Origin of the sequence: Saccharopolyspora indica (assembly GCF_027853965.1) — a bacterium.
GTDB classification, from domain to species: domain Bacteria; phylum Actinomycetota; class Actinomycetes; order Mycobacteriales; family Pseudonocardiaceae; genus Saccharopolyspora; species Saccharopolyspora indica.
On sequence record NZ_JAQGLB010000002.1, the window covers coordinates 108,982 to 124,601 of the forward strand.

Below are 15,620 nucleotides of genomic sequence, written 5' to 3' on the forward strand. Positions count from 1 at the left end.
ACGGTGACAGGAAGGTTCCCATGCTCGCAGCGCGGGCTTGCCGCGCCGGGGGACCGCGCTGACAGGAAGGTTCCCTTCCTCTCAGCGGTGGGTGTTGACGAACTCCCGGAGCAGGGCGTTGAACTCGGTCGGGCGCTCCCGGTTCGGCCAGTGGCCGGCGTCGGGGAGCACCCGCAGCATCGAGCCGGGGATCGCGCCCGCCGCGTCGCGGGCGGCCTGGACCGGCACGATGGCGTCGCGCTCGCCGTGGATCAGCATCACCGGGCACTGCAGCTGGGCGAGGTGGGGCAGGTGGTTGATGCGCATCGACCTGCGGCCGACCGCGTCGGCGTGCCAGTCGGCGAACACCGATCCGCGGGCGTCGGCCTCGGCGCGCACCTCGTCCACGATGGACTCCAGGTCGGGCACGGGCTGCCCTCCGGTGAAGAACAGCTTGGTCAGCGCGCGGCGCACGAGGGAGCGGTTGAGCCGCAACAGCTTCGCCGCCAGCGGCCCGGCGAAGCGGGAGCGCACCGCCAGGTGGGCGAGCGGGTGCATGCGCAGCCGGTGCTGCATCCCGGTGCTGTCCACAAGCACCAGTCCGCGCACCCGCTGCGGGTTGCGCAGCGCGAAGCCGGTCGCGATGCTGCCGCCCATCGACAGGCCGACCAGCACCGCCTGGGGCACCTGCCAGGCGTCCAGCAGCCAGCGCAGCACCTCCTCGAAGGTGCGCTGGTTGGCGCGTCCGCGCCACGGCATGCTGCCGCCCTGACCGGGCAGGTCCGGCACGAAGACCCGGTGGTCCTCGGCCAGCACCCCGATGGTGTGGCGCCAGCTGATCAGCGCGTTGTCCGGACCGCCACCGTGCAGCAGGACGATCGCCGGGCCGCTGGTGCCCGCCCGGAAGAACCGGATCCGGCCCGCCGGGAACTCGATGTGGTCGACCTCGACACCCTGGGGTGGGGCGGTCATCTTCTGCTCTCCTCGCGCTCGATCTGAATGCTGCCCGCTCCGGCAGACGTGCGGGGCCCGCCCGCGTTGCCGTGTTCGCGAGCACACTGGACGGATCTCGCTCCGGAGCCGCGGCGTTACTCGCTGCGCATCGTCCCGGACGGTGATCTGCTGCACCACTCGAACGGGCTGCGCGCGGGCGTGCCAGGATCAGGGTGTGAGCACCGTCTACGACTGCACTGTCCCGGACAGCCGCGAGCAGGGCCTGGCCGCCGCGGCCAACATCGTTCGCGCCGGTGGGCTCGCCGTGCTGCCCACCGACACCGTCTACGGCATCGGCGCGGACGCGTTCGACGCCAACGCGGTCCGCTCGCTGCTGGCCGCGAAGGGCCGCGGACCGGACATGCCGGTCCCGGTGCTGGTCGGCTCGTGGTCCACTGTGGATGGGCTGGTGATGTCGGTGCCGCAGCAGGCGCGGGCGCTGATCGAGGCGTTCTGGCCGGGCGGGCTGTCGCTGGTGCTGCCGCAGGCGCCGTCGCTGAACTGGGACCTGGGGGAGACCCGCGGCACCGTGAACCTGCGGATGCCGCTGCACCCGGTCGCCCTGGACCTGCTGCGCGAGGTCGGCCCGATGGCGGTGTCCAGCGCGAACCGCACCGGCCAGCCGCCGGCGTCCAGCGCCGCCGAAGCGCGCGAGCAGCTGGGCGATTCGGTGCAGGTGTACCTCGACGGCGGGCCGTCCGGTGATCCGGTGGCCTCCACCATCGTCGACCTGACGCAGGGCGCGCCGCGGGTGCTGCGCGAGGGCGCGGTGAGCCTGGCGCAGCTGTCCGAGGTGCTCGGGGTGGATCTGGAAGCGGATCGCTGAGTGCCTGTCGTGGTCGTACATCAGGAGGGGCACCCGCAGTCCGGGGTTCCGCTAGATGACCACTTGAGCAACACGACCACCAACAGGCGCTGATGTTCGACCCGGACCGGTGGTCGGCGGCGCGGCGGTGGCCGATAGCGTAATGACCCGGATCCGCCATGTGGAAGCGATGAGGAGCGCTGGGCTTGAAAACTCCGTTCTGGGGGCTGGACGTCGGCGACCCGCGACAGGGTGCGTGAGCCACCGGTATGGACATGGAAGCTTGGGCTCCCAACGGACTTCCCGCCCGTGAGTACCTGCTGGTGCTGCTCACCGCGGCGGCCACGACGTTCCTGCTGACCGGGTTGGTGCGGCTGCTGGCGATCCGCGTCGGCGCGGTGGCCTACCCGCGGCAGCGCGACGTGCACGTCGAGCCGATGCCGCGGATGGGCGGCGTGGCGATGTACGGCGGGGTGGTCGCGGCGATCTTCCTCGCCTCGAACCTGCCGGTGCTCTCGCGCGGCTTCGTCTACTCCAACGAGGCCTGGGCCGCGCTCGCGGCCGGCGGGCTGATCGTGCTGGTGGGTGCGCTGGACGACCGCTTCGAGCTGGATTCGCTGACGAAGCTGGCCGGGCAGGTCACCGCCGCCGGGATCCTGGTGATCGCCGGGGTGCAGTGGTTCGTGCTGTGGGTGCCGTGGGGCGGCACCGAGGACTCGGTGGGCCAGGTGCTGATCTTCAGCAGCAACCAGGGCCAGCTGCTGACCGTCCTGCTCACCGTGACGATGATCAACGCGATGAACTTCGTCGACGGGCTCGACGGGCTGGCCTCCGGGATCGGGCTGATCTCGGCGACCGCGACGTTCGTGTTCTGCCTGAGCCTGCTGGACCGGCAGAACGGCGACGTCAACGCCTACCCGCCCGCGCTGATCGCGGCCGCCATCGCGGGCGCCTGCCTGGGCTTCCTGCCCTACAACTTCCAGCCCGCCCGGCTGTTCATGGGCGACTCCGGGTCGATGCTGATCGGCCTGATGCTGGCCACCGCCAGCACCTCGGCGTCCGGCCGGGTGCTCAACTACCCGGACGTGGACCCGACCGACACCATCGGTCTGCTGTCCCCGCTGCTGGTGGTCGCCGCGGTGCTGTTCGTGCCGCTGCTGGACCTGATCATGGCGGTGGTGCGGCGCACCAAGGCGGGCAAGAGCCCGTTCCACGCCGACAAGATGCACCTGCACCACCGGCTGCTGGAGATCGGGCACTCGCAGCGCCGCGCGGTGCTGCTCATCTACCTGTGGGCGGCGGTCATCGCCTTCGGCGCGGTGTCGTTGACGCTGTTCAACGTCGTGGTTGTGGCGTGGGTCGTAGGCCTCGGGGTGCTGCTGGCGGCTATCATTTCGGTGATTCCACGTCTGAGAGCCCGAGCCGAACGAGAGTCCTGATGAGCGCTGCCCCCGATCCGCACGGCGCGTCCGTGCGCAAGCTCGCGAACGCGATGCTGCGCACCGCGGTGGTGCCCGGGGCGGTGACGGTGGTGCTGGGGATGCTCGTGGCGGCTCTGCTCGCCGGGACGAGCGGCCTGGTCAGCGCGCTCATCGGCGGTGCGGTGGCGTTCGGGTCCTCGCTGCTGACGATCTGGATGATGCACGCCGCCAGCCGGTTGCCGGTGAAGATGGAGATGGCCCTGGTGCTCGGCAGCTACAACGTCAAGGTGTTCCTGCTGCTGGCCGTGATGATGACCCTCGGTGGCGTCGAGGGCATCCACCGGATGTCGCTGGCGCTGACCATGCTGGCCTCGTTCGTGGTGTGGGCGAGCGCCGAGGCGTTCGCGTTCAAACGAGCGAAGATCCCCACCATCATCGTGTCGGGCAGCTGAAGCGCCGCGTCCAGCTGTATCGTTTCGAGCACCGTCGCCAGGCGTGACGAGCGCACCTCCGGCGTTGGGCCGGACGGGTGTGGCGACCGGCATGTCGGGTGGCTACTTACCCGCTGGTATCGTCCCGGTCCAGAAGCCTTCCTCGCACGGCGATGGCCCGGAGTTCCGCTGGAGTTCCCGTGGCTGCACCTGGTGGGGAGGGCCCCTCCGCGTGCCAGATCGCGTATCGGGTACGTTAAGTGCAAAACGTGACGATTCCCCCGGTGGAGTGAAGCGCCGCCGGGAGAACCGGAAGGAGCCCAGTTGGGCGCGCTGATGCTGGCTGAGGGCGGAACGTTCCAACCGCCGGGTGCCGATAGCTTTGTCCTTCCGCCGATCTTCGGCGGAGTCACCAAGCCGATGGTCCTCGTCGTGCTCTCGGCGATCATCGTGGGCGCCTACTTCGTGATCGCCACTCGGAACCTGAAGCTGGTCCCGAGCAAGGGTCAGTTCGTGGCGGAATTCTTCTACGAGTTCAGCCGCAACAAGATCGCCCGCGAGCAGATCGGCGCCAAGGACTTCAAGCCGTTCGTGCCGCTGATCTTCACGTTGTTCACGTTCGTCCTCGTGAACAACCTCTTCGGACTCATCCCGATCGTCCAGTTCCCCACGATGTCGCGCATCGGATTCCCGCTCGCGCTGGCCGCCGTGGTGTACCTGGTCTTCCACGGGGCGGGCTTCGCCCGGCACGGTTTCTTCGGCTACTTCAAGCACATCATGTTCCCCCCCGGCGTGCCGAAGCCGATCTACGTGCTGCTGGCGCCGATCGAGTTCCTGCAGAAGTTCCTCTTCCAACCCGCTGCGCTGGCGGTCCGGGTGTTCGCGGCCATGTTCGCCGGACACCTGATGCTGCTGGTGTTCATCCTCGGTGGCGAGTTCCTCCTGCTGGAGGCCAGCGCGCTGATGAAGCCGGTCTCGGTGGTCGGTTTCCTCTTCGCCATCGCCATCACGTTCATCGAAGCCCTGATCCAGGTGCTCCAGGCGTACATCTTCGCGCTGTTGGCCGCCAACTTCATCGGCGCGGCGTTGTCGGAAGGGCACTGAGAAAGACCACGACCTCCGATCCGCAATTCCCCTGCGGACCGAGTTGAAAGGTAATCAAAGTGAGCAACATCGTTCTTGCGCAGGCCGCCGAAGCCGCCAACATCAACGCTGGTCTGGCCGCTATCGGCTACGGCCTGGGTGCCATCGGTGCTGCCATCGGTGTGGGCATGATCTGGGCCGCGGTCATCAGCGGCACCGCCCGCCAGCCGGAGGCCGAGGGCCAGCTCCGTGGCATCGCCTACGTCTCCTTCGTCCTGGTCGAGGTGCTGGCGCTGATCGGTCTGGTCGTCTTCTTCATCGCCATGGGTTGATATTGACTCTGACGCGTTGGGAGACGTTGTGGTGAAGACGCAGATTCTGGCAGCGGCCGGTGAGCACAACCCGATCATCCCGGAGATCTCCGAGGTGATCGTCGGTGGCATCGCGTTCCTGCTGCTGCTGTTCGTGCTCTGGAAGTTCGCGGTCCCGCAGTTCGAGAAGACCTACGCCGAGCGCAGTGAGCGGATCGAAGGCGGGATCGCCCGGGCGGAGGCCGCGCAGGCCGAGGCCCAGCGGACTCTGGAGCAGTACAAGGCACAGCTGGCCGAGGCTCGTGCGGAGGCGGCTCGGATCCGCGACGACGCCCGCGCTGAAGGCCAGCAGATCCTGGAAGAGATGCGTGCCCAGGCACAGGCCGAGTCCGAGCGGATCGTCAGCCAGGGCCAGGCCCAGCTGGCGCACCAGAAGGCGCAGATCGTCGCCGAGCTGCGGTCGGACCTCGGCCGCCACGCGGTCGAACTGGCCGGTCGGGTGGTCGGCGAGTCCCTGGAGGACGAGGCCCGTCGGCGGGGCACCGTCGACCGGTTCCTGGACGAGCTGGAAGCCGCTTCGGCTCCGGCTGAATCTTCCAAGGCCTAACCGAGTGAAAGGCGCTGAGAGTTGAGCACCCTCGTGAACGCCGCGAGCCGAGAAGCGCTGGCAGCCGCTGAGCTGCAGTTGCTGCAGGCCACGGACGGGGCCTCGGCCGCGGAGATCACCGGGCTCGCCGATGAGCTGTTCGGCGTGGCCGCTCTGCTGGGCCGGGAGTCCACGCTGCGGCGGGCGCTCGCCGACGCCTCCGTCGACCCGCGGTCCAGGGAAGACCTGGTCCGCGGGCTGCTGGCGGACAAGCTCGGTGCGCGGTCGCTGCCCGTGGTCGTCGAGGCCGCCCGGTCCCGCTGGTCGGGGCCGAAGGACCTGGTCGACGGGCTGGAGCGGTTGGCCCGCACCGCGCTGCTGGTGCAGGCCGAGCGGGCCGGCCGGCTCGACGCCGTCGAGGACGAGCTGTTTCGGCTCGGCCGGATCATCGGCTCCCAGGTGGACCTGGAACGGCTGCTGTCGGACCCCACCGGGGACGAGGCGGGCAAGCACGCGGTCGTCGACCAGCTCGTCGAGGGCAAGGTCGAGCCGGTGACCCTGACGCTCGTCCGCCAGCTGGTGGCCCGGCCCCGCGGCCGGCGGGTCAGCGAGGGTCTGGAAGAGCTGGCCGAGCTGTCGGCGAAGCGCCGCGAGCGCTCGGTGGCGCACGTCCGCTCCGCGGTCCCGCTGAGCGACGAGCAGCAGCAGCGGTTGTCGCGCGCCCTGCAGCGGATCTACGCGCGGCCCATCGCCCTGCACATCGAGGTTGACCCCGGGGTCGAGGGCGGGCTGCTGATCCAGATCGGTGATGAGGTCATCGACGGCAGCATCACGGGACGCCTGCAGTCCTTGCGGCGCGACCTGGCCAACTAGCCGAGTGCGCGTGTCGACCACGCGTCGAACACCCACACCCTTCCAAGAACGAACCGAGGGCAGGAACGAGACATGGCGGAGCTGACGATCTCGTCGGACGAGATCCGCAGTGCGATCGAGAAGTACGTCTCCAGCTACTCCCCGGAGGTCAGCCGCGAGGAGGTCGGGGTCGTCACCGATACCGGTGACGGCATCGCCCATGTCGAGGGTCTGCCTTCGGCGATGACCGAGGAACTGCTGGAGTTCCCCGGCGGCATCTACGGTGTCGCGATGAACCTGGAAGCTCAGGAGATCGGTGCGGTCATCCTGGGTGAATCCGAGAAGATCGAGGAGGGCCAGGAGGTCAAGCGGACCGGCAAGGTCCTCTCGATCCCGGTCGGCGACGGCTTCCTGGGCCGCGTCGTCAACCCGCTCGGCGACCCGATCGACGGGCTCGGCGAGATCGCTGCCGAGGAGCAGCGCCCGCTCGAGCTGCAGGCGGCCACGGTCGTCGAGCGCAAGGGCGTGCACGAGCCCATGCAGACCGGCATCAAGGCCATCGACTCGATGACCCCGATCGGTCGCGGCCAGCGTCAGCTGATCATCGGTGACCGCAAGACCGGCAAGACCACGGTCGCGGTCGACACGATCATCAACCAGAAGCAGGCCTGGGCCAGCGGTGACCCGGACAAGCAGGTCCGCTGCATCTACGTCGCGATCGGCCAGAAGGGCTCCACGATCGCCGGCGTCAAGCGGTCCCTCGAGGACGCCGGGGCGATGGAGTACACCACCATCGTCGCCGCGCCGGCCTCCGACTCGCCGGGTCTGAAGTGGCTGGCGCCCTACGCGGGCTCGGCCATCGGCCAGCACTGGATGTACCAGGGCAAGCACGTCCTGATCATCTTCGACGACCTGACCAAGCAGGCCGAGGCGTACCGCGCGATCTCGCTGCTGCTGCGTCGTCCGCCGGGCCGCGAGGCGTACCCCGGTGACGTGTTCTACCTGCACTCGCGTCTGCTGGAGCGCTGCGCGAAGCTGTCCGACGAGATGGGCAAGGGCTCGATGACGGGTCTGCCGATCATCGAGACCAAGGCCAACGACGTGTCGGCCTACATCCCGACCAACGTCATCTCGATCACCGACGGCCAGTGCTTCCTGCAGTCGGACCTGTTCAACTCGGGTCAGCGCCCGGCCATCGACGTCGGTATCTCGGTGTCGCGAGTCGGTGGTTCCGCGCAGATCAAGGCGATGAAGAACATCACCGGTTCGCTGCGCCTGGACCTGGCCCAGTACCGCGAGCTGGAGGCCTTCTCGGCCTTCGCCTCCGACCTGGACGCCGCGTCGAAGGCCCAGCTGGACCGCGGTGCCCGGCTGTACGAGATCCTCAAGCAGGGCCAGGGCGAGCCGCTGCCGGTCGAGGAAGAGGTCGTGTCCCTCTTCATCGGCACCAAGGGCCACCTGGACTCGGTGCCGGTCGGCGACGTGCGCCGCTTCGAGGCCGAGTTCCTGGCGCACATGCGGCGCAGCCACGCGACCACGCTCAAGGACATCGTCGAGACCGGCAAGCTGTCCGACGACGGCGAGAAGGTCATCGTGGACGCGGTCGAGGACTTCAAGAAGCAGTTCACCGCCTCGGGCGGCGGTTCGGTGGTGCCGAGCGAGCCCGACGCCGAGGCGCTGGCCGCCGACGAGGTGGGGCAGGAGACCGTGAAGGTCAACCGCCCCGCGCCGAAGAAGTGACGTTATGGCTCAACTTCGGGAACTCCGGAACCGGATCCGGTCGGTCAAATCGACCCGGAAGATCACCAAAGCGCAGGAGCTGATCGCTACCTCGCGCATCATGAAGGCGCAGGCCAGGGTGGAGGCTTCGCGGCCCTACGCCACGGAGATCACCAACGTCCTGTCCGCGCTGGCCGACGTGAGCACGTTGGACCACCCGCTGCTGACCGAGCGCTCGAACCCGAAGCGCGCCGGCGTGCTGGTCGTGACCAGCGACCGGGGTTTCTGCGGTGGCTACAACGCCAACGTGATCAAGGCGGCCGAGGAGCTGCAGTCGCTGCTGCGCGAGCAGGGCAAGGAACCGGTGCTCTACGTCGTCGGCCGCAAGGGCGAGGCGTACTACCGGTTCCGCCAGCGGGAGGTCGAGGCGAGCTGGACCGGGTTCAGCGACCGCCCCGAGTACTCCGATGCGGCCGAGATCGGCGAAACGCTGGTCAAGGCCTTCCTGGCGGGTGCTGACGACTACCTCGACGACGGTGGTGCGGACGGTAAGCTGGGTGTGGACGAGCTGCACCTGGTGCACACCGAGTTCGTCTCGATGCTCACCCAGCGGCCGTCGGTCCGGCGGGTTGCTCCGCTCGAGGTGGAGTACTCCGACGAGCCGGCGAAGAAGTCGCTCAAGTCGGCATACGAGTTCGAGCCGGACGCCGAGACGCTGTTCGCGGCGCTCCTGCCGAAGTACATCAAGACCCGGCTCTACTCGGGTCTGCTGGACTCGGCGGCGGCGGAGCACGCGGCCCGGCGCACGGCGATGAAGTCGGCGACCGACAACGCGGACGAGTTGATCCGCAACCTCAGCCGCCAGGCCAACGCGGCCCGCCAGGCCCAGATCACCCAGGAAATCAGCGAGATCGTCGGCGGTGTCGAGGCGCTCTCGTCCGCAGGAAGTGAGTGACATGACTGCTGCTGCTACTGCCACCAGCACTGGCACCGGCCGCGTCGTCCGGGTCCTCGGCCCGGTGGTGGACGTCGAGTTCCCGCGCGACCAGGTGCCGGACCTGCTCAACGCCCTCACGGTGGACATCACCGCCGAGGGCATGGCCAAGACCCTGACGCTGGAGGTCGCCCAGCACCTGGGTGACAGCGTCGTGCGGACGGTCTCGATGCAGCCCACCCAGGGCCTGGTCCGCGGCGTGACCGTGACCGACTCCGGCGCGGGCATCTCGGTGCCGGTCGGTGACGTGGTCAAGGGTCACGTGTTCAACGCGCTGGGCCACTGCCTGGACGAGCCGGGCTACGCGGCCGACGCCGAGAAGTGGAGCATCCACCGCAAGGCGCCGAGCTTCGACCAGCTCGAGGGCAAGACCGAGATGCTGGAGACCGGCATCAAGGTCATCGACCTGCTCACCCCGTACGTGCAGGGCGGCAAGATCGGCCTGTTCGGCGGCGCCGGTGTGGGCAAGACGGTGCTCATCCAGGAGATGATCCGCCGAGTCGCCAAGAACTTCGGTGGCACCTCGGTGTTCGCCGGTGTCGGCGAGCGCACCCGTGAGGGCAACGACCTCTGGGTGGAGATGGACGAGTCCGGCGTGCTGGCCGACACCGCGCTGGTGTTCGGTCAGATGGACGAGCCGCCGGGCACCCGCATGCGGGTGGCGCTGTCCGCGCTGACGATGGCGGAGTACTTCCGCGACGTGCAGAACCAGGACGTGCTGCTGTTCATCGACAACATCTTCCGGTTCACCCAGGCGGGCCAGGAGGTGTCGACCCTGCTGGGCCGCATGCCGTCCGCGGTGGGTTACCAGCCGACGCTGGCCGACGAGATGGGTGAGCTGCAGGAGCGGATCACCTCGACCCGCGGCCGCTCGATCACCTCGATGCAGGCGATCTACGTGCCGGCGGACGACTACACCGACCCGGCCCCGGCGACCACCTTCGCCCACCTGGACGCGACCACGGAGCTCTCCCGCGCGATCTCGCAGAAGGGCATCTACCCGGCGGTGGACCCGCTGTCGTCCACCTCCACGATCCTCGACCCGGCGATCGTCGGCGAGGAGCACTACCGGGTGGCGCAGGAGGTCAAGCGGATCCTGCAGAAGTACAAGGAGCTGCAGGACATCATCGCCATCCTCGGCATGGACGAGCTGTCCGAAGAGGACAAGGTGACGGTGCAGCGGGCGCGTCGCATCGAGCGCTACCTGTCGCAGAACTTCTTCGTGGCCAAGCAGTTCACCGGCCAGGAGGGCTCCTTCGTCTCGCTGAAGGAGACCATCGAGGCGTTCGACAAGCTGTGCAAGGGCGACTTCGACCACTACCCGGAGCAGGCCTTCCTGTCCATCGGTGGTCTGGACGACCTGGAAGCGGCGTACAAGAAGCTCACCGAGAAGTGAGCGACGGCCCCCGCGGGGGCCGGCACGAACCGGCGACGGGGTCGAGGTCCGAGAAGGCCTCGGCCCCGTTTGCCAGCAAGGCATTCCCTGCCCGGCCAGTCACGATCGCCCTGGTGGCACCGGATAGACTGCGGGCACACACCCGACAAAGGAGACGCGCGTGGCCAACATGTCCGTCCAACTGGTCGCCGTCGAGCGCCGCCTGTGGTCCGGGGAAGCGACCGCCGTGGTCGCGCAGACCACCGAGGGAGAGATCGGCGTTCTCCCGGGGCACGAGCCGCTGCTCGGTGAGCTGATCGAGGGCGGTGTGGTGCGCATCACCACCGCCGAGAAGGAGACCGTGACCGCCGCGGTCCACGGCGGGTTCCTGTCGGTCACCTCGGGCGGGGTGAGCGTGCTGGCGGAGTCCGCGGAGCTGGCCGACGAGATCGACGTGGCGCAGGCCCGCGAGGACGTCAAGAGCGCGGATGAACAGGCCCGAGCACGGGCGTTGAGCCGATTGCGAGCCGCCGGCCACTCGGCCTGATCCGGGCCTCGCATGGGCTCCCCGGTCGTGTGGTTCGTGGTGGCGTTGGGGCTGCTGCTGCTAGCAGCCCTGATCGTTGCGGCACTGGCCTGGCGTCGGCTGCGGGAACTGCGCGTCGGTGGCATCGACGTGGCGTTGCGCGCCAGCAAGGACGGTGGCCGGGGTTGGCACCTGGGGGTGGCGCACTACCGGGGTGAGGAGTTCACCTGGTACCGGGTGCTGAGCCTGCGGTCGGGGCCGAACTGGGTGATCAACCGCCGGGACGTGGAGATCGCCCGCCGCCGGGAGCCGACGGTGTCCGAGGCCTACGCGATGCCCGCCGGTTCGACGGTGCTGGACCTGACCGGTCCGGACCTGGAGCTGGCGATGGGCCGCGACGCGCTGACCGGGTTCCTGTCCTGGCTGGAGTCGGCGCCGCCGGGCCGTTCGGTGCCGTGGGCGTCCTGAAGTCGAATCGAAGAGCGTTGCAGCGGGGTCCGGTGTCCGGGCCCCGCTTTTTCGTGCGCGGGGTGACAGGAAGGTTCCCATGCTCGCATCAGCGGCACAGGTCCTCGCTGATGTCGTGGAGCAGCTGGAGGAACACCTCGATCAGCGGCGCGTGCCTGGTGCTGGTCGGCACGGCGGCGTGGATGCGCCGGTGCAGTCCTGACGCGAGCGGGTGGTGGGTGGTGCCGGGAGCGCCGGTGATGGCCAGGCGCGGAATGAAGGAGACGGCCACTCCGGCGGACACCACGGCTTCGGCGACGGCGTAGGACTCGAATTCGAACGCCACTCGCGGCGCGAAGGCCTCGGCGCGCGCGGCGGCTTCCAGTTGTCTGCGGTTCGGGAGGTCGGGCGGGGCGCAGGCCCAGGTGTCCTCGCGGAAGTCGGCGAGCCGCGGCGCGGTGTTCCCGGCGCGCGGGTGGCCGGTGGGCAGCACGGCGTGGATCGGGTCGTCCAGCAGGTGCACGAGGCGAACGCCGGGTGGTGCCTCCAGCGGCTCGCGGTACTCGCCGACGAGCGCGAGGTCCAAGCGGTGTGCGGCGACCCGCTCGATGCCTTCGACCGGGCCCAGGTCGACGACGGACAGCTCGGAGGCGGGGTGGCGGTGGCGCATCGCGGCCAGCGCTTCTGGCAGCAGGGCGAGGCCGGCGGTGGGGAAGGCGCCGAGGCGGAGCCGGTTGCGGTGCTCGTCGCGGAAGCGCTGGGCGTCGCTGGTGGCGTCGTGCAGCGCTGCGGCGATCCGTTCCGCGCGCTCGGCCATGCGAGCGCCCAGCGGGGTCAGGCGGACGCCGTGGGGGAGCCGTTCGACCAGCTGTGCGCCGACCTCGTCCTCCAGGCGGATCAGCTGCTGCGACACCGCTGGTGGGGTCCTGCCGAGCTGTTCGGCGGCGCGGGTCACGCTGCCGTGTTCGCGCAGCGCCAGCAGGACGAGCAGCCGGGACGGGTCGAGCATGAAGGTTCACTTTACGCGTCGGAAGAATCCGTAACTGGATGTGAAGGGCTGGCCGGGAAAGACTGGAGGCGTGATCGAGCAGGTCAGCTACACCATCGAAGCAGAACCCATCGACAGCCCGGCAGCGCAGCAGGCGCTCCGCGCGTACGTCGCCGAGCTGGACAGCCGCTTCCCGAACGGGTTCGACACCTCCCGCGCCGCCCCGCCGGCCAAGACCGACTTCGTCCCGCCCGCCGGGGTGTTCCTCGTGGTGCGGGCCGGCGGACAGGTGCTCGGCTGCGGAGCGCTGCGCACCGGGCCGGGTGGAATCGGGGAGATCCGGCGCATGTGGATCGCTCCGGAACTGCGCGGGCGGGGTGCCGGGCGGGCGCTGCTCGCCGAGCTGGAGCAGCAGGCCCGGGGGCTGGGCTGCGACCGGATCCGGCTGGACACCGCGGCCGAGCTCCGCGAGGCGCGCGCCCTCTACGACTCGGCGGGCTACCAGGAGATCCCGGCCTACAACGACAACGAGTACGCGCGGCACTGGTACGAGAAAACCCTGCGGTGATCGGCTCGGCGCCGAACTACGCTGCGGTGGTGCGCATCGAGATCGTCGGCTACGACCACCCGGATTCCGCGCGGCTGATCGACGTCCTCCAGCAGGAGTACGTCGATCGCTACGGCGAGGAGGACGGCACCCCGGTCGAACCGGTCGAGTTCCGGCCGCCGCAGGGGCTGTTCCTGCTCGGCTACCTCGACGATCGACCGGTCGGTTCGGGCGGCTGGCGCGCCCGCGAGGGCGATGAGCCAGGGCTGCGGGACGGCGACGCCGAGATGAAGCGGCTGTTCGTGGTGTCCGGTGCGCGCGGTCGCGGCCTGTCGCGGCGGCTGCTCGCCGAGCTGGAGCACACCGCCGCGATGGCAGGCCGCAAGCGCATGGTGCTGGAGACCGGTGCGCGGCAGCCGGAGGCGATCGGTCTCTACACCTCCGCCGGCTACACCGAGATCGACACCTTCGGCATGTACCGGGACGACCCGCTGAGCCGCTGCTTCGCCAAGGAGCTCTGAGGACAGCTACGCCGACAGGCCTCAGGCGTTGCCGCCGGGCTTCCAGAGCACGTCGCCGCCCGGGTTGGCCACCCGCGCCAGGATGAACAGCAGGTCCGACAGCCGGTTCAGGTACTTCGCGGGCAGCGGTGAGGTGCGCTCCCCGTCGGCTTCCTGCAGCGCCCACGCCGAGCGCTCGGCCCGCCGGGCCACGCACCGCGCTTGGTGCAGCAGCGCACCGCCGGGAGTGCCGCCGGGCAGGATGAACGAATCCAGCTTGCCCAGCCGGGAGTTGAACTCGTCGCACCAGCCTTCGAGCCGGTCGACGTAGTCCTGGGTGACCCGCAGCGGCGGGTACTTCGGGTTCTCCGCGATCGGGGTGGACAGGTCCGCGCCCACGTCGAACAGATCGTTCTGCACCGCTCGCAGCACCGCGACGACGTCCTCGCCGAGCTCGGCGGTGGCCAGCGCCACGCCGAGCACCGAGTTCGTCTCGTCGACGTCGGCGTAGGCGACCAGCCGCGGATCGGTCTTGTGCACCACGGAGTTGTCCGACAGCCGGGTCGTGCCCGAATCCCCGGCGCGCGTGTAGATCTTCGTCAGGTGGACGGCCATGCGGACAGCCTATGCGGATGTGACAGGAAGGTTCCCATGCTCGCACCGCGGTGACGGGAAGGTTCCCGTGCTGGCGTCGCGCACCCGCCCCGATGGCGGTGGTGGGCGGGCCGTAACCTCGATGCTCGTGAGTGAGCACTTCCGGGTACACGGCGGAGCGCGTCTCGTCGGCGAGGTCGACGTGGTCGGGGCTAAGAACAGCGTGCTGAAGCTGATGGCTGCCGCGCTGCTGGCGGAGGGCACGACGACGATCGTCAACTGCCCGGAGATCCTCGACGTTCCGCTGATGGCCGACGTGCTGCGCAGCCTCGGTTGCGAGGTGTCGATCGACGGCGGCACGGTGCGCATCACGACTCCGGCGGAGATCAGCCACGAGGCGGTGTCGCCGTCGATGGGCAAGCTGCGCGCCTCGGTGTGCGTGCTGGGGCCGCTGGTGGCCCGCTGCCGTCGTGCGGTGGTGACGCTGCCCGGTGGTGACGCGATCGGTTCCCGGCCGCTGGACATGCACCAGAACGGTCTGCGGCAGCTCGGCGCCACCAGCCACATCGAGCACGGCGCGGTGGTGGCCGAGGCGGAGAACCTGCGCGGCGCCCAGATCTGGCTGGACTTCCCGAGCGTGGGGGCGACGGAGAACATCCTGATGGCCGCGGTGCTGGCCGAGGGCACCACGGTGATCGACAACGCGGCGCGCGAGCCGGAGATCGTCGACCTGTGCGTGATGCTGCAGCAGATGGGCGCCAAGATCGAGGGCGCGGGCACCTCCACGCTGACGGTGCACGGGGTGTCCTCGCTCAAGGCGGTCGAGCACCGCGTGATCGGCGACCGGATCGTGGGTGCGACCTGGGCTTTCGCCGCTGCGGCCACTCGCGGTGACATCACCGTGCGCGGTGTCGATCCGCGGCACGTCAACCTGGTGCTGGAGAAGCTGCGCAGCGCCGGTGCCGAGGTGACCACTGCTGAGGAGAGCTTCCGGGTGGTCATGCGGGGTCGTCCGAACGCGGTCGACTTCGTCACGCTGCCCTACCCGGGTTTCCCGACGGACCTGCAGCCGATGGCGCTGGCGCTGTCCGCGGTCGCCGACGGCACCTCGATGATCACCGAGAACCTGTTCGAGTCCCGGTTCCGGTTCATCGAGGAGCTGGTGCGGATGGGCGCCGACGGGCGCACCGACGGCCACCACGCGGTCGTGCGCGGCCTGGACCGGCTGTCGAGCGCCCCGGTGTGGGCGACCGACATCCGCGCGGGTGTCGGCCTGGTGCTGGCCGGCCTGTGCGCCGACGGGATCACCGAGGTGTGGGACGTTTTCCACATCGACCGCGGCTACCCGAACTTCGTGGAGAACCTGCGCGGCCTGGGCGCGGACATCGAGCGCGTGACCGACTGACCTCACCCCGGTCCGCCATGTGATGCAAACCATAGCGGATGGCCTGACCATGGGCGGTGACCCT

General features: G+C 69.5%; 18 protein-coding genes. 15 read left to right on the forward strand and 3 right to left on the reverse strand.

Annotation, left to right across the window (positions count from 1 at the left end; all coding sequences use genetic code 11):
• Window positions 1-81 precede the first annotated feature (81 nt).
• A complete protein-coding gene (locus OU416_RS04335; protein ID WP_270925509.1) occupies window positions 82-951 on the reverse strand; it encodes an alpha/beta fold hydrolase in 870 nt (289 codons plus the stop codon).
• Between the two features lie 196 nt (window positions 952-1,147).
• On the opposite strand from OU416_RS04335, the gene OU416_RS04340 reads away from it, so the two are divergent.
• The 12 genes from OU416_RS04340 to OU416_RS04395 all read left to right on the forward strand — a co-directional run bounded on the left by OU416_RS04340 (window position 1,148) and on the right by OU416_RS04395 (window position 11,543).
• Entirely contained in the window at window positions 1,148-1,798 is a 651-nt protein-coding gene (locus OU416_RS04340) for an L-threonylcarbamoyladenylate synthase (protein ID WP_270925510.1), read from the forward strand.
• Between the two features lie 254 nt (window positions 1,799-2,052).
• Window positions 2,053-3,216 (forward strand): glycosyltransferase family 4 protein, encoded by a 1,164-nt coding sequence (locus OU416_RS04345; protein WP_270925511.1) that lies wholly within the window; start codon window positions 2,053-2,055, stop codon window positions 3,214-3,216.
• Window positions 3,216-3,650, forward strand: coding sequence for a hypothetical protein (locus OU416_RS04350; RefSeq protein WP_270925512.1), 435 nt, complete (start codon window positions 3,216-3,218; stop codon window positions 3,648-3,650). Before OU416_RS04345 ends, OU416_RS04350 begins: the two co-directional genes overlap by 1 nt.
• Before the next feature lie 303 nt (window positions 3,651-3,953).
• Window positions 3,954-4,733 (forward strand): F0F1 ATP synthase subunit A, encoded by a 780-nt coding sequence (gene atpB, locus OU416_RS04355; protein ID WP_270925513.1) that lies wholly within the window; start codon window positions 3,954-3,956, stop codon window positions 4,731-4,733.
• A 59-nt stretch (window positions 4,734-4,792) separates the two neighbouring features.
• A complete protein-coding gene (locus OU416_RS04360) occupies window positions 4,793-5,044 on the forward strand; it encodes an ATP synthase subunit c family protein (protein ID WP_093159944.1) in 252 nt (83 codons plus the stop codon).
• Window positions 5,045-5,075: 31 nt separating this feature from the next.
• On the forward strand, window positions 5,076-5,630 hold the full coding sequence (locus OU416_RS04365; protein WP_093357191.1) for a F0F1 ATP synthase subunit B: 555 nt from the start codon (window positions 5,076-5,078) through the stop codon (window positions 5,628-5,630).
• A gap of 21 nt (window positions 5,631-5,651) precedes the next feature.
• Complete coding sequence (locus tag OU416_RS04370; RefSeq protein WP_270925514.1) at window positions 5,652-6,482, forward strand: F0F1 ATP synthase subunit delta; 831 nt, start codon at window positions 5,652-5,654, stop codon at window positions 6,480-6,482.
• Between the two features lie 72 nt (window positions 6,483-6,554).
• Window positions 6,555-8,201, forward strand: a complete 1,647-nt coding sequence (atpA, locus tag OU416_RS04375) for a F0F1 ATP synthase subunit alpha (protein WP_270925515.1) — start codon at window positions 6,555-6,557, stop codon at window positions 8,199-8,201.
• Between the two features lie 4 nt (window positions 8,202-8,205).
• Entirely contained in the window at window positions 8,206-9,135 is a 930-nt protein-coding gene (locus OU416_RS04380; protein WP_270925516.1) for a F0F1 ATP synthase subunit gamma, read from the forward strand.
• A 1-nt stretch (window position 9,136) separates the two neighbouring features.
• Window positions 9,137-10,570: a F0F1 ATP synthase subunit beta gene (atpD, locus tag OU416_RS04385; RefSeq protein ID WP_270925517.1), complete on the forward strand. Its 1,434-nt coding sequence runs from the start codon at window positions 9,137-9,139 to the stop codon at window positions 10,568-10,570.
• A gap of 160 nt (window positions 10,571-10,730) precedes the next feature.
• Window positions 10,731-11,096 (forward strand): F0F1 ATP synthase subunit epsilon, encoded by a 366-nt coding sequence (locus OU416_RS04390; protein WP_270925518.1) that lies wholly within the window; start codon window positions 10,731-10,733, stop codon window positions 11,094-11,096.
• A 12-nt stretch (window positions 11,097-11,108) separates the two neighbouring features.
• A complete protein-coding gene (locus OU416_RS04395; RefSeq protein WP_270925519.1) occupies window positions 11,109-11,543 on the forward strand; it encodes a DUF2550 domain-containing protein in 435 nt (144 codons plus the stop codon).
• A gap of 88 nt (window positions 11,544-11,631) precedes the next feature.
• Here the strand turns inward: OU416_RS04395 and OU416_RS04400 are convergent, their stop codons facing one another.
• Window positions 11,632-12,531 carry a LysR family transcriptional regulator gene (locus OU416_RS04400; protein WP_270925520.1) on the reverse strand — a complete coding sequence of 300 codons (900 nt, stop codon included), beginning with the start codon at window positions 12,529-12,531 and terminating at the stop codon, window positions 11,632-11,634.
• Window positions 12,532-12,601: 70 nt separating this feature from the next.
• Here OU416_RS04400 and OU416_RS04405 point away from each other — a divergent pair, with 70 nt between their 5' ends.
• Together OU416_RS04405 and OU416_RS04410 are read left to right on the forward strand one after the other, a co-directional pair.
• Entirely contained in the window at window positions 12,602-13,078 is a 477-nt protein-coding gene (locus OU416_RS04405) for a GNAT family N-acetyltransferase (RefSeq protein WP_270925521.1), read from the forward strand.
• A gap of 29 nt (window positions 13,079-13,107) precedes the next feature.
• Entirely contained in the window at window positions 13,108-13,578 is a 471-nt protein-coding gene (locus OU416_RS04410; RefSeq protein ID WP_270925522.1) for a GNAT family N-acetyltransferase, read from the forward strand.
• A 21-nt stretch (window positions 13,579-13,599) separates the two neighbouring features.
• On the opposite strand, the gene OU416_RS04415 is transcribed toward OU416_RS04410, so the two are convergent.
• Window positions 13,600-14,172, reverse strand: coding sequence for a cob(I)yrinic acid a,c-diamide adenosyltransferase (locus tag OU416_RS04415; RefSeq protein ID WP_270925523.1), 573 nt, complete (start codon window positions 14,170-14,172; stop codon window positions 13,600-13,602).
• A 127-nt stretch (window positions 14,173-14,299) separates the two neighbouring features.
• Here OU416_RS04415 and murA point away from each other — a divergent pair, with 127 nt between their 5' ends.
• A complete protein-coding gene (gene murA / locus OU416_RS04420; RefSeq protein WP_270925524.1) occupies window positions 14,300-15,556 on the forward strand; it encodes a UDP-N-acetylglucosamine 1-carboxyvinyltransferase in 1,257 nt (418 codons plus the stop codon).
• The last annotated feature ends 64 nt before the right edge of the window (window positions 15,557-15,620 follow it).